This window comes from Lewinella cohaerens DSM 23179 (assembly GCF_000379805.1).
GTDB lineage: Bacteria > Bacteroidota > Bacteroidia > Chitinophagales > Saprospiraceae > Lewinella > Lewinella cohaerens.
Map to the genome: position 1 here is coordinate 201,273 of NZ_KB903554.1, position 23,718 is coordinate 224,990.

Consider the following 23,718-nt stretch of genomic DNA (forward strand, 5'->3'; position numbering starts at 1 on the left):
CCCCACCATGTTGATAAAAACGATTCTATTTGCTTATGCCATCTTGGCGATCTTCGTATCGGGAGGTTTATTTTTTCAAAAGAAAAACCTCCCCTATCGCCTGCTATCCGCCTTTGTGTTATTGCTGGGCTTGGAAATGATCGACTTCCTTTATTCTACCAGCCCTATCCGAGATATTTATCCTGAATTCTTTGGGAGATACTACTTTATTTCCGGGTTTCTTTATGGCCCGCTACTTTGGTTTCACTTACAATTCTCGCTTAAAGGCAAAGAGAAATTCAACTTAAAAGACGCTTGGCATCTACTTCCTATTGGCTTAGTTATGATCTACTTTGCTGATATTTTTGTGCTCCCTGGGGCTGAACGCATAGCCTATATGCAGCAGCATTTCAGTGATCGAATCATGCCCATGAACTATGCTCGGGCATTGAGCCAGATGGCGTATGGAGTCATGATATTGAGGCTAGTTCATAGCCTTGCCGCGTCACTACCTCCGCTTAAACGCATCTTTTCTGTTTGTTTGGTCAGTGTTTACTTCTTAACCTCTGTACTCATCAGTTGGCTCACCCAATTTGCGGATAGCTGGAACGATTTCATCCTCATCTATTTTGTAATCAACACGGTGGTAATGTTGATAGCGTATATGCTCTATTGGCAACCCGACTTTCTGCTGGAGCTAGGTGAGAAATACCTCAACTCCGGTATCCCCAGAAAGGACATGAAACGTATCCAAATCAAGATAACATCAGCACTTGCGGACGAGCAAATCTTCTTAGACAATCAGCTCAACTTGAAAGCCTTTGCCGCGCACATCAAAGAAAACCCTCATCATATTTCTCAAACCTTTTCTCAATTGATCCGTGAATCATTCAGGGATCATGTCAATCGCTACCGCGTAGAATTTGCAAAGATCCTCCTGCACAAAGAAGAACTACAACATTATACCATAGAAGCCATTGCACAGGAGGCCGGGTTCAACAACCGGGTCACTTTTAACAAAGCCTTTAGCAAATTTGCCCAGACGAAGCCTTCGACTTATCGCAACCGGGGTAATTAGTAGTAAGCTTTGATTCCAACAAAGTAATCCGGAGCAACCCTAAACCCCAAGAAAATCTCATCTAAAATTGGTAACTTGTTGTAAACCAATATTGGGAAAGGTCTACTCTTGCAACCATTCCATTCGTTTGAGCTGCTGGTACAGTTTTTCGGCCTGACCGAAACTCAAGGTCTGCTGACCATCGCTGAAAGCTTTTTCTGGCTCGTGATGTACCTCCATGATGATACCATCTGCTCCTGCTACTGCCGAAGCCAGCGCAATCTTATCCACAAAACGGCGCACCCCGATACCGTGGCTAGGGTCTGCGATAACAGGCAAGTGGGTTTTCTCTTTGAGCATCACCAAAGCATTGATATCAAAGGTATTGCGGTATGCTGTCTCGTAGGAACGAATACCACGTTCGCAAAGCATTATTCGCTCATTGCCATTGCTAAAAATATACTCTGCAGAAGCCAAAAGTTCGTCAATAGTGCCGGAAATACCTCGTTTGAGTAAAACGGGACGATCCACCTCTCCTAAAGCATCTAGCAAATTGAAATTCTGGCTATTACGAGCGCCTACCTGAAACACATCAACATAATCGTACATTTCTTCAATTTGGTCTACCATCATCACTTCTGTAATGATTTTGATACCGGCTTCCCGTGTCTGCTCATGCCACATTTTGAGGCCGTCAATCCCCAAGCCACGGAAGCTGTATGGTGATGAACGAGGCTTGTAAACCCCACCACGCATAATGCGGATACCATTCTTTTTCATGTGCTCAATCGTGAGTGCTACTTGCTCCTCCGATTCGATGCTACATGGCCCTACCATCATTGCGGGCGACCCCTCTCCTATCCGGATACCATCCCCCAAATCAATCACTGTATTATCTACGCGCCATTTTTTTGAAACCAACTTATAAGCATCACTCACACGATGAATATCTTTAATACCTGGCAGGGTTCCAATCGAGCGAATATCAAAATCGGTCTTGCCCACTCCAACCAAATAATTGGCATACTGGGTTTTCACAGGATTTACGGAGTACTTGATTTTGGTCAACTGTTCTTCCAGTCCAGCCAGTTGATCCGTAGTAATTTGAGGTTCTAATTGAATTATCATAAAGTTGTTGTTTTAAGGAACAGCAAAAAAGGTTACCCTCGCACCATTGCTACAAATTGATCGGTCGTTGTTTTCACTTCATCACCCGCAGTAAGCGCTTTGATATAAGCACTTCCTATAATCGCGCCAGCTGCATATTTACAGGCCGTAGCATAGGTAGCATGGTCGGATATACCGAAACCAATGAGACGAGGGTTCCGTAAATCCATAGCAGCTATCCGCTCGAAATAGGTTATTTGCTGATCGGAAATCCCGCTTTTCGCTCCTGTAATCGCTGCGCTAGATACCATATAAATAAATCCATCACTCAGCTCATCCACTATTTTTATCCGATCATCGGTCGTCTGCGGTGTAATCAGGAAGCTCATACTCAAGCCAGCTGCTTCCACCTTCTGCCGGTAATGTTCCTCATATTCGTAAAGTGGCAAATCAGGCAAAATCAAACCATCTACCTCTGCTTTAAGGCAATCCTCTAAAAAGCGATCGAAGCCGTATTGTAAGACTTGGTTAAAATAGCCCATCAACACTAGCGGAACATCCACCGACTTCCTGACTTCTCTTAGCTGCTCAAACAAGAGCGGCAAGGTAAGTCCGTTGCGGAGTGCTTGGGTGCCACTCTCTTGTATTGTGGGGCCATCCGCAAGCGGGTCGCTATATGGCATTCCCACCTCTATGAGATCGACACCAGCGTCCGACAGGCTCTTAATAATGGCCACCGTATCCTCTTTATGAGGATATCCTGCGGTAAAGTAGATGTTCAGGATATGCTCCTGTTTATTTTTAAAAAGCTGTTTTATGCGATTCATTCTCTTTGTTGTTTTGTACTCGTTGGCGCTCGTGGTAGTACTCGCTCCCGCGAGTGGGGGGCTCGCTACGCTCGCGGAGCATGAATTCCGACCTTTCGTCGGGATGAGCACTACCCTCTATCGAGGTACTTCATATACGCCTCCAGGTCTTTGTCGCCTCTGCCTGAAAGGCAAACTACGAGTACGTCATCTGCTTTATACTTCATTTTATCCAAGGCTGAGAAGGCATGAGCTGTTTCCAACGCAGGAATAATACCCTCTGTCCGGCTAAGATCAAGGGCTGCTTGTAAAGCTTCTTCATCAGTTACATGAATTGCCTCGGCACGGCCTGATTTGATGAGGTGGGCGTGCATGGGGCCAATTCCTGGGTAATCCAAGCCAGCAGAGATACTATATGGTTCGATGATCTGGCCGTCGTCCGTTTGCATAAGTAGGGTACGGCTGCCGTGAATCACTCCTTCGGTTCCCAGAACACTAGTGGCGGCGGATTCTCCAGAGTTAATCCCCAAGCCGGCGGCTTCAACGGCAACCAGGCGCACGCGTTCGTCATTAAGATAATGATAGAAAGCACCAGCAGCATTGCTGCCTCCGCCTACGCAGGCAATAATAGCATCTGGATAATCTCGGCCCGTATGCTCCTCTAATTGATAGCGCATCTCCTCTGAAATGACCGACTGAAACCGGGCGACCATATCAGGATAAGGGTGAGGCCCAACTACCGAACCAATAATATAATGTGTATCGGTAGGATTGTTGATCCAATCTCGAATCGCTTCATTGGTCGCATCTTTCAGCGTGCGGCTACCGCTCAATGCAGGCCGAACTTCCGCTCCCAGCATTCGCATTCTGGCTACATTAGGAGCTTGACGGGCGATGTCTACTTCGCCCATATAGACGATGCATTGCACACCCATCAGAGCACAAACCGTTGCTGTGGCTACGCCGTGCTGACCAGCGCCAGTTTCAGCAATAATGCGTTTTTTACCGAGGCGCTGAGCTAAAAGTATCTGCCCAATCGTATTATTAATCTTATGAGCCCCGGTGTGATTCAAGTCCTCTCTTTTGAGGTAGATGGTCACGCCGTAGTGTTCACTTAATCTTTTTGCTAAATAAAGCGGCGTCGGACGACCTACATAGTCGCGAAGTAAGCGCTGGAAATCCTGTTGGAATTTCTCCTCCTGCATCATGCTCAAGTAAGTCTGACGTAATTCTTTTACGTTAGGGTAGAGCATTTCCGGGATGTAGGCACCACCAAAATCACCGTAATACCCATGCTTATCTACTGCTATTGTTTTCATTTTTTATGATTTTAGCTTGCTTAAGAAGGTTGCCAACTTTGAGGCATCCTTTAGGCCGGGTTCAATTTCAAATTTACTGTTCACGTCAATTCCGGCCAGCGCGGGATGCTTTACTGCTTTTACTGCCGCTGCATCTTCCGAGCCGATGCCTCCACTCAAAAGGAAAGGTGTTTTTCCGGTGTACCGGTCCAGAATTTCCCAGTCGAATTTGTGGCCAGTGCCACCGTATTCCTGACCTTTAGTATCAAAAAGAAAGTAATCACAGTAGGCTTCATAATCTACGGTAATACCAAAATCAAAAGCGCGGCTTACTCGAAACGCTCGAATGATCCCAGCCTTACGAATACTGCTGTCTTGCCATAATTGCTGTAGCGTTGCGCAATAAACAGCTCCCTCCCCGCCGTGAAGTTGAACGTAATCCAGCTCGTAATCATGTACAGCTTCCAACACTTCTCTGAACTCCGCATTCACAAAAACACCCACTCGTTTGAGCTTACCTTCATGTCGTTTTTCCTCCTTAAGAAAAGCTTGAAGGTTAGCTTGGTGGCCAATATATCGCGGTGACTTGGGGTAAAAGATAAGTCCTATCCAATCCACTCCTAAGGCGCTAACTGCTTGAATGTTTTCCGGTTCACGTAAACCACAGGTCTTGATAATCATTTTCTTTCGTTGTAAAAACTTAAGCAATTGCGCCGTCCAGTAAAGCTTCCAATCGCTGGATGCGTTGGATAAATTCTCGGCAATGTTGTCCGGGGTTTTCATCACGCATAAAATGCTCGCCGATCAGAAAGCCCTGAAAACCCGCCCGACGCAACTCCACAATAGCTTGTGCGTCATTCAAGCCACTCTCCGAAATTTTGACCATTTCCGTGGGAAGCATCGGAAAGAGTTCAATGGAATGCGAAATACTTACTTCAAAGGTTTGCAGATTGCGATTGTTCACACCTACAATGCTTGCCGAAGGGCTAAGTTTATCTAGCTCTTGGGGACCGTGCAATTCCACCAAAACTTCTAACCCTAAGCTACGCGCAAAAGTCGCTAACCGATGTAGTTCATCTTTCTCCAAACAAGCAGCAATCAACAGAATGGCATCAGCACCAATACTGCGTGCTTCTACAATTTGGTATTCATCAATAATGAAATCCTTGCGAAGTATCGGGCAGTAGTTGAATTTCCTGGCCTCGGTCAGATCCGCATTTTTGCCACCAAAAAAATGTTCATCCGTAAGGATAGACAAGGCCGAAGCACCAGCCTGCATGTAGCCGATACTTACTTCTTCGACCTTTGCGTACAAATTGATTGCGCCTTTCGATGGGCTTTTTCGCTTAAACTCAGCAATAATACCCTGCTTGTCTTCTCTTTGCAAGTACTTACTCAGACTGACTGTTGGTGTCTTAAAGTAGATACTGTCTTCCAGTAATTTCACAGGAAAGCGTTCCTTTCGATCTGCTACTTCCTGCTTTTTATGAGCGACGATTTTATCAAGAATATCCATGATTCGTTAGTTGTTTGAAGTTATTTTGTAAAGTTTAGCAAGCGCGTTCCCTGTTTCAATGCTTTCGCGCGCTTCTTGTACACAGTCCAGCAATGATTTTTCCGGGCAAAGCGTATGAATAGCCAATCCCGCATTAGCACATACAACTGCTTTTTGAGCAGGAGTGGCCAAATCATTGAGGACATCCAGAAAAATAGATTTCGCTTCGGCTGGGGTTTCCCCACCATACAAGGATTTGGGATTAACCTGATACATTCCAAAGTCATCAGGCGAGAGTAATCGCTCTCCACGAGAACTGTGTACTTTCGCAAGGCCCGTAAGGCTGATTTCATCATAACCGTCTAAAGCATATACGATGGTATAGTCTCTGCCAGATTCCTGCATGAGGTAATGATACAAACGGGAAAGTTCCTGAGAGAACGTGCCAAATAATTGATGAGAAGGCTGCACCGGGTTTACCAACGGCCCCAGCATATTAAAAAAGGTCTTCATACCCAATTGCTTGCGCACTGGCACAACCGCTTTAAGGGCTGGATGGAAGAGTGGCGCATGCAAAAAGCAAATATTTGCCTTATCTAATTGTCGCAATAAGACATCAGAATCATTGGTAAATTCATACCCCAGTTCCATAAGCACATTAGAAGAACCTACCGCAGAAGAAACACCATAACTACCATGCTTGGTGACTTTATAACCAGCACCAGCCACCACAAAACAAGAACAAGTGGAAATATTGAAGGTGTTCTTTCCATCGCCTCCCGTGCCAACAATATCAATGGTCGTTTGTCCGCCTACATTCAAGGGCACTGATAGCTCAAGCAGTGCATCACGGAACCCCTGAAGTTCGGCCATGCCTATACTCCGCATTTGAAATACTGTTACAAAACTTGCGATTTGTACATCATTGAACTCTTCACGGGCAATGCCCAACAGCATTCTTCGAGCTTCTTCTCGATTCAATTGCTTGTGAGCGAATAATTTTTGCAAGGTCTTTCTCATAAGGCAACTGCACGTTTTTCTTGAACAAAAGCAAAGAAGTTCTCCAGCATTTGATATCCCTGCGGGGTCATAATACTTTCTGGATGAAACTGGACACCAAACAAGGGAAACTCCCGATGGCGAATAGCCATAATCTCTCCGGTTTGGTCTACTGCCGTTAGTAAAAACGCTTCGGGCAAAGTATCTTTCTTGATCACCCAGCTGTGGTAGCGCCCTGCCCTAAATTCTTTGGGGATTCCCTTGAAAAGGATAGGTTCTACCTCTGTCTGTAGCATATTGGTTTCAATACCGTGGTATACTTCAGCTAGGTTTTCCAGGCTTCCGCCAAAAGCTTCACCAATGGCCTGATGACCTAAACAAACGCCAAGAATAAATTTATCTCCCGCATACCGTTTGATCAGCTCAGGCATAATGCCCGCCTCTTCGGGCAAACCCGGCCCCGGAGAAAGAATAATCACATCGTAAGCTGCGACTTCCTCTACCGTAATGGCATCATTACGAATGACATCAACCTTCCGTTCCAGTATCTCCTGCACATATTGCACCAGGTTGTAGGTAAAGGAATCATAATTATCAAGCACTAAAACTTTCATATTTCTATTGTTGGATCGGTAAAAAGGGTACTGGAATCAGTTACTAGATTTTAGTCGCTTCCTCTAGTGCTCGCTTAAGCGCACCAAGTTTATTATTGACTTCCTGTAATTCTTTTTCTTCATCGCTGGCCACTACAACACCCGCACCAGCCTGATAAAACAGCTTATTATTCTGACTCATAAACGAGCGAATAACAATTGCCTGATTCATTTCTCCATTAAAATCTACATAGCCTAAAGCGCCACCGTAAAAGGAACGATTTTGGTTTTCGTAGCGATTGATCAGTTCGATCGCCTTATACTTGGGCGCCCCCGAAAGCGTCCCCGCTGGAAAGGTGTCCCCAAAAATTTGAATAGGATTACTGTCTGGCCCCAATTCCCCGGTAACGGTAGACACTAGGTGAATCACGTGACTGTAGTAATGAATATCTTTCAACTCCCGCACCTGTACATCATGGGCATGGCGACCAAGGTCGTTTCTGGCCAAATCGACCAACATGATATGTTCGGCATTTTCTTTAGGGTCCTCGCTTAAATCCTGGGCTGCTTGCGCATCTTCTTCCATATTCCCGGTACGGCGATAGGTACCAGCGATAGGGTTCAACTTGGCCTGCCCATGACGGATAACCATCTGCGCCTCGGGAGAAGAACCGAATATGCGGTAATCTCCATAATCAAAATAGAAAAGGTAGGGAGAAGGATTTACAGAACGGAGAACACGATACACCTGAAATTCGTCGCCTTGAAAAGCTTGCTGAAACTGACGGCTGAAAACGATCTGAAAGACATCTCCCCGCTGGCAATGCTCCTTACCAATTCGCACTAGGTCTTTGAACTCCTCATTGGTCAGGTTGCTGGTTTCTTCTCCTTTCAAAGTAAAAGGGTGTACCCTAAATCGGGGGCTATTGATACGCGTTTTCAGTTCCTCCAAACGACTTTCTTCACCGGGGAGCCTGTTCTCTAATAGATATAATTCGTCCTTATAATGATTGATGGCGAGAATAAAGCGGTAGAGGTGGTAACGTAAATCCGGCAGGTCAAATTTGCGCTTTTCTTTCGGAAACTCCAGGGTATCAAAATACTGCACGCCATCAAAGCCTGTATGCCCAAAGAGACCATTGAAGCCTCGAAAAGGCGCATCTCCTTGCGGCTCGAAATGACTTAAGAAGTTCTTGAACTCTTCCGCCACGGTTTCCGTTGCCGCTAAAGGGCGAGCATTCGTTTCTTCTCCTGGCAACTGGGTTTTCAAAACACCAGCCTGCACCTGAAAACTGGCCAATGTATCCAGGCCAATAAAGCTAAAACACTCCTCTTTGTTACTGATATCATTGCTTTCCAGCAAAACAGGATCGGTGTAGTGATCTCGCAAACGCAGATACAGCGAAACGGGGGTAAGCGTATCCGAGAGCATTCTACTAACGCTCACTTTCAAGGCTATTTTTGTTGTTGTAGACATCTATGTTGCACTAAAGATTATGGTCATCTGGTAAAATAAAAATCGGCTTGCCGAGTGAACGACAAGCCGATTTTCATAGTGTAAACAAATACACGAGCAGCCTATTCACTCTGGTTAGAATGTTTAGAATGCCACCACCAATTGTTCTGATTACACAAATTCATTGTAAATAATTATAGCGCCAAATATAAGGCAGGACAATTGACTTATGCAAGGATGGGCTGGATTTTCTTGAAAATATACTTTTTATGACATTTGTGAAACAAAAAACAATTTAAGTATATTTATGCGACTGAGTAACGCGCGGTGTCCTTGACTTGTGAAACGAGAATCCATTAATAGATTCTCTATTCTTTGATAATCAAAGANTAAAAGCACACCCTCCTTCAACCCCCAGTATAATGAACGTTTCTCTGAAAACTTCTTTATTCCTGTTTCTATGTTATTTGCCAATATTGATAGTCGCTCAAACAGAAACTGGATTTGTCTATTTAAAATCTGGAAAAACACTACAGGGCCAGGTTTTCACTCCTTCAGATAAGGATGATGAACACTTTTATTTCCTTGCTGAAGAGGAAAATAGCGACACGATACTTCTTAATCCATCTATTGTTGATCGCTTTGCCATCGTGACATCAAACGGGAAGGGACGTAAAAATAGCGTATTCATAACCCACCCTACAGACAAAGGTGAGCTTCTTTTTGTTGAGCCAGTTAGAGGACTTGACAATTTGTTTGCACGCCCAAATGGGAGGAATTTTTACCTTCTAAATAACAATGACAGATTAACAATTATTCCGGAAAACAAACCTTAGGGGCGGGCAACCGGGAAGTTTACATTTTAGTTTTATCCTAGATGGTTTATGTTATGTACAGTATGGGCAAGGTAATTTTGCAGCATTGAATCTTACTGACTTTCAAGGACTAACCGAGCTTAATGATGTCCCTTTTCNTACCAATGTGATCCGACACTATGGCTTCGCAGTAAATGAAATGGGTTACGTTTTGGTCGGCCCTCAAGGAGATCAAGAAGATCTTCCATTTTTCCCATCACAATTTTGGCAGTTTGACCCTACGACTAGCCAATGGAACCGTCTTTCAGATTTTCCTGGTACAGGTCAGATACATTTTGCTGTTTCAACTGATCAAGAGCGATATATCTATGTTGGGATGGGAGCCCAAAGTAATTTGCAACGGCAAATCTTAGAGGGAGATATGTGGCGGTATGATGTCATTGATCAAAAGTGGGAATTTATTGGTTATGGCCCCAAAGGTGAATTAGAAGTAATTCCAAGTAGAAACGCAATTGAATTAGAAGGAACTGTCCTCTGTGCTCTTCGAGACGGAGAATCATCACCAAGCTCTACTCCTACGTCAAGTAGATATACCATGATGCTTATTGACCCTAGTAAAATTTGGACACGATAGCACTATTGAGGTCCATTGTTCATGAGTTGTGCATAACTTAATAGCCCCCTAGCCTACACATGCAATATCCGCCAAGTCATTTCCTTCAGTAATTCTCCTTCTGGTTTACCCGTTGCATTATAGCCAACGCCTTTGCTTTTGAGGTCAAACTCACGTAGGATGTGGATGACCTCTTGTGCTTTGCTAAGTGGGTAATGACGAGCAGCACCTCGGTATTCTCTAAGAAAGAAGCTGGAGCGCAAGCCTAATGTTTGCAAGATTTCCGGCTCTGCGGCGCGGGCAACAGAATGGAAGAGGTAAATTTTACTGAAGTAATTGTACAAACTACCAATAACCACCTGGATTGGATTCTTGCGCGGGTTGGCAATGAAATATTGCACCATCCTGTTGGCTTTGAGTACATTCCTAACCCCTAGTGCTTTTTGAAACTCAAAAACGTTGTAGTCCTTACTGATGCCAATGTGTTGCTCGATTAGTTGCTGGGTCACTTCGGAATCAGGGGGAAGATTGAGCGCCAGTTTATCTAATTCGTTGACGACTTTAGATAAATCACTCCCCAGGTATTCTGCCAACAATTCCGCTGCTGCTGGCCCCGCCTTTAGCTTCTTGCTGCGTAAATAATCCGCTATCCAGTCGGGCACCTGATTATCGTAGAGAGGCTTGGCTTCGAATATGGTGGCGTTTGCTTTGACGGCCTTGCCAAACTTAGAATTGAAATTGTACTTTTTGTGCTTATGGCAGATGACCAATACTGTCGTCGGGCTGGGTTTCTCGACATAGCTCAAAAGGTCTTTAAGCGATTTCATCTCCTTGGCTTCCTTCACTATTACCAGCTGGCGCTCGGCCATCATCGGGAAGCGGCGGGCAGCATCTACTACCTGCAAGTTGTCTGTATCCTTCCCATAAAGGATGGTTTGATTGAAGGCTTTTTCATGCTCAGCCAGTGCATGTTCTTCAATTGTATCTGCAATCAGGTCAATAAAGTAACTCTCCTGACCGTGCAGGAAATAGACAGGAGCGAATTGCTTCTTTTTGACGTCCGCTAAGATTTTTTGATAACTCATACCTGTTATTGCGCAAAAAACAAGTTGAGCGTTCGCTTCGCGGCTACTTCGTGGTCTCTGAGGTTTTCCAAATAGCTGACACGCTTAAAATGAACCGCTTAGCCAGCTTTTTGAAAAACGAAGTCTCAACTTATTTTTGTGCTGTTTTCTTACTCTATTTCTTCGAAGAACCCGGTTTTCCTGTTTTTCCGCACCTTATCCCAATCAAAGTACCGGCCATTCATAACCACGTAAACCCCTGGTTGCAACATTTGGGCGAAAGCCAATGCACTCCCCAAGTTAAAGAATCCATCACTGGATGTACCAAAAGCGTAGGGAATCATGGCCCCAGTCAGCACAATGGTTTTATCAGCAACCCCTTGTTCTGCCAAATAGGTAGCTGTAGCAACCATTTTATCGGTCCCGTGGGTTAGCAATATATTTTTGCTTTTCGACCGGCGACAATTATGCAAGATAATACTTCGATCATCATCCGTCATTTCCAGGCTATCGACCATCATCAGGGTTTTCAGGTCGATATCAAGGGTGCAACGCCCGCGTTCAAACATACTGCTTAAATGCGTATCCTTGAAAAACAACTCGCCGGTAATCATATTGTACTCTTTATCAAAGGTACCTCCGGTTACAAAAATCTGGATCATTGGTTAGTTAAGTTGGCTATTCGCGAAGGTAGTTTTTGTCGATAAGAAATAAAACTATTCCCTGTAGCCATTTCCTACTCTACTTTAAATAAGTCATCCGAGACCCCTTGGTTTACTTTTAAAGTAGTCACCTGAAAAATTAAAGATTCTTCTATAAAGCCACCTGTCATGATAATTTGATGTGGAAACTTTACGCCATTTGTAGTCCGATAATCTGAAAAATCCGTCACTATTCCATCTCCATCGATACCGCCTACTACACGTACAAGGTAGCCTGTTCTGGTATCATAATAATGGATAGACTGCCTTCCCGAAGTGCTGGTCACTTCAATAGAATGAACATTTTTCCTATTCAATACTTCACTGCCTGTAAGTTTGAGTTCGACACCTTCCTCTTGGTACCGTAGTTGCGGAAAAGTTACCGCCAATGAACGACACATCTCCAAATCCTCTTCGGTTATTTCTTTTGGCGTATTTGTTCTTAGAATACGAGCATTGTTTCCATCAAAAACAATCTTTGCGAATTCAAGGTCACCGATGTGGAATTCTCCAAAAAACATCTCATCATTTTTCTTAGCACGTGTCATGATCATTGTTTCCGCCTGGAGTTTAGCTTCCGCCTCCATTTGAAAATCAGTAACCGCTGCCAGACGCTCCCGCCCACCTATAGCTGATAAATATTTCTCTATGACTCCTTCTGCTGTAACATTTTCTGTGATAGATGTCATTTCTACCATTTCAAGCTCAGCTCCTTCTTTGTTGTAGTAATGCACCTTACCATCGCCCGCAAACCGTGCAAGCGAAGGAGCAATAACTTGATCTCCGGCTACAATAATGTGAGCTCGTCCAGGTAAAAGATATTCCCGCGCAACTTCCAGTATTCCGGCTGATGTAATATTATTTATCCGTTGAAAATAATCATTATAATAATTGCGGGGCAACTTGAATCGAACAATAGAAAGTGCTCTTCCTGCTTTGCCATCTTGATGGAATAAAACTTCCTGATTTTTCCTAGATTGGCTAATCAAGGATGCTTTGGCATTAGCCAGTGCTTCTTTAGTAACAAGTTGATTTCTAAAGACGGAGAGTACATCTAAAATATCCTTTATTGCGTCCTCTGCCATTTCATGAGGAAGAACTCCCGGAGCTACCTTCAAAAACCCCAGATGCTGATCAGGAATGACCGTTACGATATCATCATACTCATTCCAGCTTTTTTCAGCTAATCTAGCTTCCACAAGTTGCTCTAAAACTTCTACCTTAAGTACATCTTCAGAACTGGGCCGTAATGGGATTGCATAGCCAACTTCAATGCTAATATCCTTGGCAGAAGGAACATTAACAAAACTAAGCCTCGTACTTTCAGGCAAAGGCGCTGGATTGTAAAAAGCTGCAAACATTGCCCCCTGTCCACGCCAGTTTCCAAAATACTTCTCCGCTAAAAAGCGTACTTCTTTTGCTTCAATATTCCCGGCAATAACCAAGTAAGCAACAATGGGACGATAGTATTTCCTATGGAAATTTTGACACGTTTCCTGTGTTACATTTGCCACGCTACTCTTCGATACCCTTTCTCCATAGGGATGATCTGCACCAAAAGATAATTGATTGAACAGATTACTAGATTGGTCGATGATTGAATAATCTGCCCTATCTAAATCGCCTTTAAACTCTTCTTTTAGCATCTCCAAGGCTGGTTCCGGAAAGGTTGGATGCTGGATAAGCTCTGCCAATAATGCCAAAACGGCCTCTTTATTTTCAGAGGGTGCCGATAATCGTAACGCTGTACTTCCCGAAGCCAAACTACAGTCCAATACCTTTAACAGAGAATCAATCTCTGACTTGGTGTGCATCTTTGTTCCCACAGGTAATAGCCGCTGAACAAGTTCGCCTACCCCTTTGTATTCCCCCTCTTTTACGAGTGGATAATCAAGCACTAAATCTGCCGAAAAACGATGGCTACTTGTATCGTTGAGCACAATAACCCGGAGGCCATTTTCTAGTTTAAAATCCGTAAAATCAACAGCAGCAGAGGCTTGCTCCTGCCCCCACAGGGTGTTTCCGAGACAGCAAAGTAAAAAGAATAGAACGAAGCTTTTATATTGCATTTGTAAGCAGTTTCTCATAGAAATTAATGAGCAGAAGGACACTCAAGCGCATTTACTCAATGACTTGTAAAGTCCCTTGGGTAAAGTTATGGAAATATGTTTTATTCCCGAATACTTACTCTTTTCGCAGGAGTTGTTCGGCTTATATTTTGGAAACGTAATAAGGATAAAACATGAGGCATCCCGATGAGGATTACAATAAATTATAGATCATCCTCCGAACCATGTAATGCCACTACACGCTATAAGTCCATGCTAACGCACAAGTCGGATAGCTAGTGGGATTACAAAAAATCTTCTTCTTGAATGGCAAGAAACTCCTCTTTTGTTACATAATTCCAATTAACAGAATAATTGATATGATGGTCCTCTGATTTTTCAAATATTAACTTGGAACCATGGTCAGCTACTAGAGTAATAGTGAAGTTACTCATGATTTTTTCGAGGTAAATATTCTCAATCATTTCTAGATTTCTGTCATAGCTATTATCCATACCAACAAGTAACTTTCCATCTTTCATATTCATCACTAAACAGAAAACGGTACTATCTGTAAAGAACTCATAAAATAGTCCTTTAGACTGTTCATTACCTTCAGGTTGAAAGACTAAATAAGATTGACATGGCTCAAATTTCTGTTCTTCAAGACATAGACCTTCATCATATGTTGACTCCACCTCAAATGGCTTGGTATCCACTAATGTCAGATTATGCCATAACTCCAAATCACAGTATTTTTCACCTATATTCAATTGAATAGTCGTACTATTTACCTGTCCAGAAAGTCTATTCCTGTCATAATGCCTTAAAATAACTAGTGAAAGGATAAATAATATGACTGCAAGACTGCCAATTTGTATCAGTGTTCTCATTTTCTAAAATTCCTTTGCAGCTCTATTTTCATTAAACACCTGGTCTCGGCTATGCGCAGTGTCCAGAAGGGCATTGCGTATAGGTGTTGTTGTAGCCAGTTTTTATTCTTTTAAATATTCTAAATATCCATTTACGGCTTCTTCTATTTCTTTCTTAACCTCGTCATTTTCTATTTCTGGACAAGTTTCAGGGTGTAGAAGGCACTTTTGCCACATATCCTTAATCTCCATTAGGTCTTCCGTTGTAAATTCAAAAATCTGAGTATCCAATATAGCAATTGCACTCATTTTGCATTCATATGCTTGATAGAACATTATTTTAAATATGTCCGTCAAATATTGTGAGCAGTCATGAGATTCTAAGGCAAAGACCATTGTCCCAGTATACCCTTTGTTTTCCTTTTTAAAAATCGCTTTTAATAATGGTTCTACTGCTCTGTTATCCCTAATCTCTTCGAGAGCAAGTGCAGCTCTATCTCTTATACTTGAGTCGCTTTGGTCTAATAGCGTTATCAAAAAGTCCGTGATTTCTTCACCTCCTAACTCACCAAGTCGTCTTGCGGATTCTTTCACAAGATTCCAATCACTTGAAAACATATTAGATTGTAATTTCTCAATCTCTTCCTTGTTCCTTTGATTTTTGATGGTCGTCATTTTTTAATTGGCTACAACTCGTTAATATGTGTTTACATTTGGCTATACCAGCTAAAGAGAATTGAAATCGCCTGACCTTAATGAGGTTTCTAACTTCTGCTCTTGTTGATTCAAATCCCCCATGACATACTTCGAAAAATCATGTTTTTTTGTAACGACAGTCACCAAAACCAGAAGGTCTTCCTTCCATTTTTAGATAGAAGGAGGAATTAAAAACGAAGAAAAAACGGAATTCTTTACCGCGTGGCTGCCAGCAAATAGAGGATAGCCATCCTCACCGCAACCCCATTCTCTACTTGTTGGAGAATGATACTGTGGTCAGAATCAGCCACTTCACTGGTGATTTCTACGCCGCGATTGATTGGGCCGGGGTGCATGATCACAATAGGGTGGTCCAATTCATCGAGCAAAGCTTTGGTGACGCCAAAATGTTGGGCGTATTCGCGAAGTGATGGAAAGAATTTAAGCTCTTGCCGTTCCAGTTGGATGCGGAGAATATTGGCTACGTCGCACCAATGCAGCGTGTCTCGAATATCATAAGAGACTTCTACGCCCAGGTCTTTAATGTATTTAGGAATCAAGGTTGGTGGGCCGCAAACTCGCACTTTAGCACCGATTTTCAACAAGCAGAAAATGTTGCTCAATGCTACCCGGGAGTGCAAAATATCGCCAATGATCGCTATCTTCTTTCCAGCTAGATCGCCCAATTGCTCCCGCATTGAGAAGGCATCTAAAAGCGCCTGTGTTGGATGCTCATGGGTACCATCACCCGCATTGACGATGTTTGCATTGATATGCTGAGAAAGAAAATGGTGAGCCCCTGGTGCAGGGTGCCGCATGACGACCATGTCGACCTTCATCGACAGGATATTGTTAACGGTATCCAGCAGGGTTTCCCCTTTTTTGACGGACGAGGAGGAAGCTGAGAAGTTCACCACATCCGCAGAAAGTCGTTTTTCTGCTAATTCAAAGGATATACGCGTTCTGGTAGAATTTTCAAAAAAGAGGTTGGCAACCGTAATATCCCGCAAGCTGGGCACCTTCTTAATCGGACGATTAATAACTTCTTTGAACTCTTCTGCCGTTTGAAAGATAAGCTCAATATCTGCTGCCGTGAGATATTTGATGCCCAGTACGTGCCGGGTACTCAATTGCTGAATCGTAGCCATTTAGTCCTCTGCCGGTTTTTGTGGAAAAAGTATAATTTGATCTTGTCCGTGATGCTTTTGATACTCTACACTTACGTAAGCATCATCGAGGGCATCTACCCGCATACCCACGAAATCGGGCTGAATTGGCAAGTGGCGATTAAACTGCCTATCGATCATCGACAATAAGGTTACCGAACGAGGGCGACCAAAATGATTAAGCGCCGTGAGTGCTGCCTGAATGGTTCGCCCTGTATAAAGGACATCGTCGATAAGAACAACTTCTTTTTCTTCTACCAGGAAAGGCATTTCGGTAGGGTTAGCTTTGAGTGGTTTCTCCCTTGTTCGAAAATCATCTCGATAAAAGGTAATATCCAGCTTGCCAAATTTAAGATCATCAATGCCAAGCAACTTCAACTCTTCGATGATCACTTCACCGAGCCATACGCCTCGATGCTGAACGCCTACCAAGCAGGCATTGGAGAAGTCATCATACCGTTCAATCAGTTGATGACACAAACGACGAATGGTGAGACCAAAACGTTCGCTATCCATTATTACACGACTGTTATCCATGTTGGACAAAGGTAAGTCTATATCCGCAAATTCAATAGTTCTTCGCACAGAGAAATTACTACCTTTGTTTAATGGATAACAGTAAACCCAGTACCATCCAGCGATTACCCGCTGCTTTTCGCCCCCTGGCTTTCGTGCTGGTTGCTGTGGCTGTTAGTTTCTTATTCCCCGCTGATCTGCGTTTCAAATACCAATATGAGAAGCAGCAGACCTGGCGCTACGAAGACCTGGAAGCCCCCTTTGATTTTGCTATCCGCAAAACAGAGGAGGAACTAGCAAACGAACGCCAGGAGGTTGTTCAGCATTCTGCCCCTGTCTTTGTGTTAGATGCTGATATTGCCAAAGCAAGAAAAGTAGCATTCTCCGACCAGTTTCAACAGCAACTTGAGCAGGCTAAAAAAAGTGCTCAATTTAGAGATGTCCCTCTCCATGCACAGAAATACCTCAATTATGGATTGGCATTTCTGGATCGTATTTTTCAACGGGGCATTATCAAGCTCGATGGTAATCAGAAAAACATAGCGCAAGGCGAGGTTATCACCGTGTTGCGAGGCAACACCTATCAGGATCAGACCCTCGAAAATGTACTCAACCTCAAGGCAGCTACCGAGCTTATCACCGACTCGCTCCCCTATAGTGGGCTTTCTGAACCAGAATTCCTATTGCCCTTACTACAAGATCAATTACAGGCTAATATCTTCTACAGTGGCGATCGGACTCAACAAATTCTCGACGATGAGCTTGGGAAAATTGTCACCTCTCGTGGCCTTGTTCAAAAAGGGGAAGTGATTATTACCAAAAATAGTGTTATCACAGAAGAACTCTACCAGACCTTGTATTCTTTCGAACAGGAGTATCAAGAGCAGGTTATTTCCAAACGATCCATTTCTAACATTTTTTTCGGGTACCTCATCCTCACCCTGCTGGTGCTTTTCTTTCTGGCACTTTACCTCCGTAAATATGCTCCACTCGTCTATAATCGTTTGCCGAAACTGTTATTTATCCTGATTTGGCTGGTGATCTTCAGTTACCTCGTTTACGTGATTGAAAATACCGAAGGGCTCAACAGTTACCTGATTCCTTTTTGTATTGTGCCCATTGTAGTCAAAACCTTCTACAATGAGCGATTGGCACTTTTTACCCACGTCATTATCGTATTACTTGCCGGGTTTCTTTTTTCATTGGGCTTTGAATTTGTTTTTCTTCAGATCATGGCGGGAATGGTCGTCGTTTTAAGTAGTATCAATACGCGAGATTGGTCAGGCTTTTTCTACGCTATCCTCTATATTTTCCTCACCTATTCGATTGGCTATTTGGGGTTGGCACTTATCCGGGAAAACAGCCTCAGTGCGATTGATTGGTCCATTTACACTTGGCTATTCCTCAATGCGTTTTTGACCCTCCTCTCTTACCCTTTGATTCCGTTACTAGAACGCGTTTTTGGCTTCGTCTCACCAATCACCCTGGTGGAGTTGATGGATATGAACCAGCCTCTTTTGAGAGACCTGGCCCTCAAAGCACCAGGAACTTTACAGCATTCGCTACAAGTTGGCAACCTTGCTGAAACTGCTGCCCGCCGTATTGGCGCAGACCCCCTGCTGGTAAAAGTAGCCGCTTTGTACCACGATATTGGTAAAATCAAAAACCCGGAATACTTTATTGAAAACCAATCGGGCCGTAATCCTCATGAAGGAAAAACGCCGTTGGAAAGTGCCGGAATCATTATTGAGCATGTCATTGAAGGTGTCAGGATGGCTAAAAAAGCTGGATTGCCTCCACTGTTAATTGATTTCATCCGAACCCATCACGGAGATACCCGTACTGAATATTTTTACCGAAAACATCTTGAGGATGACGAGCAAGAAAACGGACAGGACGAGGAAGAACAGTTCCACTATCCTGGCCCAAAGCCGCGTAGTAAGGAGGAAGCTATCTTAATGATTGCCGACTCGATTGAAGCGGCCTGCAAAAGCTTGAAAGACCCCACGGAAGAAGAACTCTATAATTTGATTGACAAAATCATCGAAGGGAAACAAAAAAAAGGTCAACTTAAAGATGCGGTGATCAGTTTCCGAGAACTGGAGCAATGCCGCATGGTTTTCCGCCAGATCATGAAGAGTGTTTACCATGTGAGGGTCGCGTATCCGGAGGAAGAGGAATAGGTTGGATGGTTGATGGTTGATGGTTTTGGACACACTTTTAGGTAAACCTATATTTATAAGGTAAGGCTAGAATAATTGAAGGTCTCCCCAAAGGTATCTCGGAGAGATGCCCTATTGGTAGAAAACAATGATAGCGTATCAAATCGACCTCAGATGAGGTCGCACCTTAGGTGGCCTGTTTGTCATGGCCCGATGTGTAGGCCAGCAGGCCGGAACACGCCGCATCCCGATCCATCGGGAGAGGAAGACAAGGGATGGGTAGGAGCGGTAGCGACAGACAGCCCGGTGCCTTCTCCCGACTGCATCAGTCGGGAGAAGGCATGGCCCATAAAACGCCTACTCCCTTCCAAATTTACGGCATACGATCACCCTACCCTCTTTGTAGGGGCAGTTACGGCAATCATTGCCACAACAATAACCTCGTTGTTTAAGGAAATAGGCTGTCAAGACCATTAATCCGTTCTCCAGATAATAATCACGGCCTTCCACTAATGCAGACATAGGGACTTAAGCCAATGATGCTGGGTACTGCTGACGAAACCAAGCGTACGCGCCAAAGATCACTCCGCAGTAAAACAAATCACCTGCTACGGTACTCCAGAAGAAGGGGATACCTGCTACGATGGCGGCAACAAAGCCGGTAAAATCCTTGGTATACAAAGGAGAAACCTGCCAGGAGGCTGCATTTGTGAGCAGGAAGAAAACAACAGAAGCTGTGAGGCTGGCCTTGATGACATTGCCTGTCTTGACACGGCCTCTAAGCCACCAGCCAATGCCCATAATCATTGCAAATGCGATGTATACAAAAGGACTGATCTTCCAGACAAAGCTATTGTAATAATCAGCGTAGATGATATTATTGATAAAGAGGTCGCTGAGGTAAAGGGCAACCACAGGGATCAATAAAGCCTGCCATTTATCCTTAAGTTGTGAAGCACCAAAAAGCGCAACTGCACCTAAGGCCGTAAAATTAGGATAGTGAGGGATAATCCGGCTGAGAACAGCAAAGAGGACTAATACGATGGCCAGAATTAAACTTTTGGAGGGCTGATTATTCATAATACTAAAATACAAAATGGTTCGCTGCAAAGATATGAAAAGTTTACCTTTGCCCATCGCAAAAAAATGATTCTCTGCTATTCTTTGATAGTCAGAGAAGGAGAAAATTTTAAATGCCCTTCGATACATCATGGATGCTATGAAAAATATTCTTGCCTTTTTACTTATTTACTGTTTAGTTTCTGCGTGCAAGCCAGATACGACTACCAGTACTCCTCCAGCAGCAGCAAGCAGTAACCCTGAGAATATTGCTTTATTGTCTCACCGTTACCTGGTACAGGATCAACAATTGTTGACGACCTTTCGTACCAGAGCCAACAAAGGGGTAGATGTTTATATCTATGAAGGCAAAGACGTGGTGGAGTTGGCTAAAAAAGGCCCACTTAAAGGTGACCTTGTCATTTTAGAGGACCTCTACCAAGCTCACCAGCTGAAAAAGGCAGGCGTAATTTCGCCTTATAATGCGGGCACCTTTGGTGATTATGTTCCTTCTCGCTATGTGGATAACGAAGGTTATTGGGCAGGAGTGAGCCGGTGGACGATGAGTTTTGTTTATCGTCCTGATAAGGTAGACTTGCTCCAAATGCGTAAATATGGAGGCATCCTTGATCCTCGCTACAAGGGTCGGGTTGCGATGGCTCATCCGGATAGTAGTGGCCTTATTAGTATGGTGGCCAGTATGATAGCGGCTCATGGAGAAGAACCCGCACGTATTTATCTGGAGACCCTGAAACAAAACCTCAACCACGCTCCTAAGGGCAGTGATTGGGAAGCCATTTCCTCCGTACTCAGAGGAGATGCCGACATTGCTTTTATCAATGGTTCAGAATTTCTTCGCTACCAGCATTCCGGCAATCCGGAGATGTTCAAATCACTGGCGGCTTTAGAGATGGAGATTCCTACTGACAATGATGAAAACAATTATTACAACATCACGCCTATCTGCATCTTAAACAATGCTCCTTATCGAAATTATGCCATCAACCTCGTAGAGTTTCTCACGATTGAAGAAAACCAAGGTATGTTTGCCGAAGCCGTTTTTGAGCATCCTGTTAATGTTTTCTCGCCATCTGGAGAATTACTGAACAATACTTTCAATCTCCCTCAAGGAAAGATAAGTGCAGAAATGACAGAAAATCAACTAGATAAGGCCGAGCAATTGGTTCACCAAATCTTCCGCTAACTTTTTTTCATCGTCTCCACCCGGGAAGACGTATTAAAAAGCATTTTTAAACGTTAAGGTAAAAACGCAACACAATATATATGGGCTTTAAAAGACTACTCTACACTTCACTTGTTGTTCTTTTTTGTTCTTCTCTGCTCTCTGCACAGGCCAATTATTGGCAACAAGCTGTAAAGTATAATATGGACATCGACTTTGATGTAAACAAGCATCAATTCACGGGCGATCAAACCATTATTTATACGAACAACTCACCAGACACGTTGAATCGCGTTTTTTACCACCTCTACTTCAACGCTTTCCAGCCTAATAGCATGATGGATATCCGCTCTCGTACCATTCGGGATGCAGATTCTCGGGTAGCAGACCGTATCCAAGGACTAAAACCTGATGAAATTGGCTATCACGAGGTAGAAATGCTCACCCAGGATGGTAATGCTACTACGTTTACCGTTGCAGAAACTATCCTCGAGGTTGACCTTCCCAACCCGATCCTTCCAGGAGCGAGTACCGAATTGAAGATGAAATTCAATGCTCAGGTACCGGTACAAATTCGCCGCTCAGGGCGCGACAACCGCGAAGGCATCTCCTACTCTATGGCTCAGTGGTACCCCAAGCTAGCAGAATATGACTACCAGGGCTGGCATGCCAACCCATACGTTGGTCGCGAGTTCCACGGTATCTGGGGTGACTTTGATGTAAACATTACCATCGACAAAGACTACCTTATCGGTGGTACCGGTTATTTGCAAAACAAAGAAGAAATTGGCGGCGCTTATAATAACGGCACTGCTGGTACCGCAACCGGCAAAACCCGTACCTACCGTTTTTCAGCACCAATGGTTCACGATTTCATGTGGGCTGCTGACCCTGATTACAAGCACACTACCCTTACCCGTGCTGATGGTACTGTACTCCACTTCTATTACCAAGAAGGCGATGCCACGACGACTAACTGGGAGCTTCTTCCTGGAATTATGGACAAAGCTTTCGACTTCATCAACGCTAACTACGGGTATTACCCTTATAAGAAATATTCGTTCATTCAAGGTGGTGACGGCGGTATGGAGTACCCAATGGGTACCCTTATTACCGGTGAGCGGAGCCTCAATAGCCTGGTAGGTGTATCGGTACACGAGTTGATGCACTCTTGGTATCAAATGGTACTCGCCACCAACGAAAGCCTCTATGCATGGATGGACGAAGGATTTACGAGTTACGCCTCCGCTGAGGTAATGAATCACCTCCGTCGGGAAGGACTCATCCAGGGAGATGCCGTAGCTGATCCTCATTTGAATGATGTAACCGGCTTTATCAATTTTGTAAAATCCGGGATGGACGAACAGCTTAGTATTCATGCTGACCACTTTTCTACCAATGCCGCTTACGGCGTGGGTTCTTATGTAAAAGGGTCTTTGTTTTTGTACCAACTGCAATACATTTTAGGTCAAGAAACCTTTAAGGCAGGTTTTCTCCGGTACTTTAACACTTGGAAATTCAAACACCCCAACCCTAACGATGTAATTCGGGTTATGGAAAAGGAATCAGGCATGGAGTTGGACTGGTTCAAAGAGTACTTTGTATACACTACCCGTCTGCCTGACTATGCTGTCGAGGGAGCCGACGAAGGGAGCAAGAAAAAGACATCCGTCGTCCGTTTAAAGAATTTAGGCACCATGCCTATGCCCGTTGATGTAACGGTAACCATGAGCAATGGTGACGAGGTGCTTTACACTATTCCCCTAGGCATTATGCGTGGTGCCAAGCAAGCAGAAGGTGGAAAAACCTATAATGTTGCTCCCGACTGGCCTTGGACCAACCCAACTTACGAATTGACCTTGGATATTGCTTTCAAAAATATCCGCTCAATCGAAGTGGACGCAAGTGGACGGATGTTGGATACCGACCGTTCTAATAATACATGGCAGCCGTCTGACAACAAGTAACAACACTGCGTAACCCTTGCACCTCCCAAAAGCTATACCGATCTTAAAGCAGTTTGGGCCTTTGCT

22 protein-coding genes are annotated in these 23,718 nt (G+C 43.9%); 5 read left to right on the forward strand and 17 right to left on the reverse strand.

The genetic code is table 11. The annotated features are described in order from the left end of the window. Positions 1 to 7 precede the first annotated feature (7 nt). Positions 8 to 1,057, forward strand: coding sequence for an AraC family transcriptional regulator (locus A3EU_RS0118735; RefSeq protein WP_020537732.1), 1,050 nt, complete (start codon positions 8 to 10; stop codon positions 1,055 to 1,057). Between the two features lie 102 nt (positions 1,058 to 1,159). Here the strand turns inward: A3EU_RS0118735 and aroF are convergent, their stop codons facing one another. The 8 genes from aroF to A3EU_RS0118775 all read right to left on the reverse strand — a co-directional run bounded on the left by aroF (position 1,160) and on the right by A3EU_RS0118775 (position 8,811). Further along, entirely contained in the window at positions 1,160 to 2,164 is a 1,005-nt protein-coding gene (gene aroF, locus A3EU_RS0118740; RefSeq protein WP_020537733.1) for a 3-deoxy-7-phosphoheptulonate synthase, read from the reverse strand. Between the two features lie 32 nt (positions 2,165 to 2,196). Continuing rightward, positions 2,197 to 2,970 carry a tryptophan synthase subunit alpha gene (trpA, locus tag A3EU_RS0118745; RefSeq protein ID WP_020537734.1) on the reverse strand — a complete coding sequence of 258 codons (774 nt, stop codon included), beginning with the start codon at positions 2,968 to 2,970 and terminating at the stop codon, positions 2,197 to 2,199. A 110-nt stretch (positions 2,971 to 3,080) separates the two neighbouring features. Beyond that, the gene (trpB, locus tag A3EU_RS0118750) at positions 3,081 to 4,268 is read right to left on the reverse strand and encodes a tryptophan synthase subunit beta (RefSeq protein ID WP_020537735.1); all 1,188 of its coding nucleotides are present in this window, start codon (positions 4,266 to 4,268) and stop codon (positions 3,081 to 3,083) included. A 3-nt stretch (positions 4,269 to 4,271) separates the two neighbouring features. Next, positions 4,272 to 4,928: a phosphoribosylanthranilate isomerase gene (locus A3EU_RS0118755; protein WP_020537736.1), complete on the reverse strand. Its 657-nt coding sequence runs from the start codon at positions 4,926 to 4,928 to the stop codon at positions 4,272 to 4,274. Positions 4,929 to 4,947: 19 nt separating this feature from the next. Next, the gene (gene trpC / locus A3EU_RS0118760) at positions 4,948 to 5,763 is read right to left on the reverse strand and encodes an indole-3-glycerol phosphate synthase TrpC (RefSeq protein WP_020537737.1); all 816 of its coding nucleotides are present in this window, start codon (positions 5,761 to 5,763) and stop codon (positions 4,948 to 4,950) included. Between the two features lie 6 nt (positions 5,764 to 5,769). Beyond that, on the reverse strand, positions 5,770 to 6,762 hold the full coding sequence (trpD, locus tag A3EU_RS0118765; protein ID WP_020537738.1) for an anthranilate phosphoribosyltransferase: 993 nt from the start codon (positions 6,760 to 6,762) through the stop codon (positions 5,770 to 5,772). Beyond that, a complete protein-coding gene (locus A3EU_RS0118770; protein WP_020537739.1) occupies positions 6,759 to 7,355 on the reverse strand; it encodes an anthranilate synthase component II in 597 nt (198 codons plus the stop codon). Before A3EU_RS0118770 ends, trpD begins: the two co-directional genes overlap by 4 nt. A 43-nt stretch (positions 7,356 to 7,398) precedes the next feature. Continuing rightward, on the reverse strand, positions 7,399 to 8,811 hold the full coding sequence (locus A3EU_RS0118775; RefSeq protein WP_156825821.1) for an anthranilate synthase component I family protein: 1,413 nt from the start codon (positions 8,809 to 8,811) through the stop codon (positions 7,399 to 7,401). 401 nt (positions 8,812 to 9,212) lie between these two features. Here A3EU_RS0118775 and A3EU_RS0118780 point away from each other — a divergent pair, with 401 nt between their 5' ends. Continuing rightward, complete coding sequence (locus A3EU_RS0118780) at positions 9,213 to 9,626, forward strand: hypothetical protein (protein ID WP_020537741.1); 414 nt, start codon at positions 9,213 to 9,215, stop codon at positions 9,624 to 9,626. Between the two features lie 666 nt (positions 9,627 to 10,292). Here the strand turns inward: A3EU_RS0118780 and holA are convergent. The 7 genes from holA to pyrR all read right to left on the reverse strand — a co-directional run bounded on the left by holA (position 10,293) and on the right by pyrR (position 17,350). After that, on the reverse strand, positions 10,293 to 11,303 hold the full coding sequence (holA, locus tag A3EU_RS0118790; protein WP_020537743.1) for a DNA polymerase III subunit delta: 1,011 nt from the start codon (positions 11,301 to 11,303) through the stop codon (positions 10,293 to 10,295). Between the two features lie 149 nt (positions 11,304 to 11,452). After that, a complete protein-coding gene (locus tag A3EU_RS0118795) occupies positions 11,453 to 11,944 on the reverse strand; it encodes an asparaginase domain-containing protein (RefSeq protein ID WP_020537744.1) in 492 nt (163 codons plus the stop codon). Positions 11,945 to 12,018: 74 nt separating this feature from the next. Then, complete coding sequence (locus A3EU_RS0118800; RefSeq protein ID WP_020537745.1) at positions 12,019 to 14,052, reverse strand: insulinase family protein; 2,034 nt, start codon at positions 14,050 to 14,052, stop codon at positions 12,019 to 12,021. 284 nt (positions 14,053 to 14,336) lie between these two features. Next, positions 14,337 to 14,924, reverse strand: a complete 588-nt coding sequence (locus tag A3EU_RS0118805) for a hypothetical protein (RefSeq protein WP_020537746.1) — start codon at positions 14,922 to 14,924, stop codon at positions 14,337 to 14,339. 102 nt (positions 14,925 to 15,026) lie between these two features. Next, positions 15,027 to 15,578, reverse strand: coding sequence for a HEAT repeat domain-containing protein (locus tag A3EU_RS0118810; protein ID WP_020537747.1), 552 nt, complete (start codon positions 15,576 to 15,578; stop codon positions 15,027 to 15,029). A 236-nt stretch (positions 15,579 to 15,814) separates the two neighbouring features. Further along, positions 15,815 to 16,738: an aspartate carbamoyltransferase catalytic subunit gene (locus tag A3EU_RS0118815; RefSeq protein WP_026211466.1), complete on the reverse strand. Its 924-nt coding sequence runs from the start codon at positions 16,736 to 16,738 to the stop codon at positions 15,815 to 15,817. 9 nt (positions 16,739 to 16,747) lie between these two features. Then, the gene (pyrR, locus tag A3EU_RS0118820; RefSeq protein WP_245569374.1) at positions 16,748 to 17,350 is read right to left on the reverse strand and encodes a bifunctional pyr operon transcriptional regulator/uracil phosphoribosyltransferase PyrR; all 603 of its coding nucleotides are present in this window, start codon (positions 17,348 to 17,350) and stop codon (positions 16,748 to 16,750) included. A gap of 23 nt (positions 17,351 to 17,373) precedes the next feature. Between pyrR and A3EU_RS0118825 the strand changes: the two genes are divergently transcribed. Continuing rightward, a complete protein-coding gene (locus A3EU_RS0118825) occupies positions 17,374 to 19,464 on the forward strand; it encodes an HD family phosphohydrolase (RefSeq protein ID WP_020537750.1) in 2,091 nt (696 codons plus the stop codon). A 336-nt stretch (positions 19,465 to 19,800) separates the two neighbouring features. On the opposite strand, the gene A3EU_RS34595 is transcribed toward A3EU_RS0118825, so the two are convergent. Continuing rightward, on the reverse strand, positions 19,801 to 19,965 hold the full coding sequence (locus A3EU_RS34595) for a DUF5522 domain-containing protein (RefSeq protein WP_169433371.1): 165 nt from the start codon (positions 19,963 to 19,965) through the stop codon (positions 19,801 to 19,803). Between the two features lie 6 nt (positions 19,966 to 19,971). Continuing rightward, on the reverse strand, positions 19,972 to 20,523 hold the full coding sequence (locus A3EU_RS0118830; protein WP_044086206.1) for a DUF6580 family putative transport protein: 552 nt from the start codon (positions 20,521 to 20,523) through the stop codon (positions 19,972 to 19,974). A gap of 139 nt (positions 20,524 to 20,662) precedes the next feature. Between A3EU_RS0118830 and A3EU_RS31060 the strand changes: the two genes are divergently transcribed. Both A3EU_RS31060 and A3EU_RS0118840 read left to right on the forward strand, forming a co-directional pair. Continuing rightward, positions 20,663 to 21,706, forward strand: coding sequence for an ABC transporter substrate-binding protein (locus A3EU_RS31060; protein WP_169433372.1), 1,044 nt, complete (start codon positions 20,663 to 20,665; stop codon positions 21,704 to 21,706). Between the two features lie 80 nt (positions 21,707 to 21,786). After that, positions 21,787 to 23,652, forward strand: a complete 1,866-nt coding sequence (locus tag A3EU_RS0118840; protein ID WP_020537753.1) for a M1 family metallopeptidase — start codon at positions 21,787 to 21,789, stop codon at positions 23,650 to 23,652. The last annotated feature ends 66 nt before the right edge of the window (positions 23,653 to 23,718 follow it).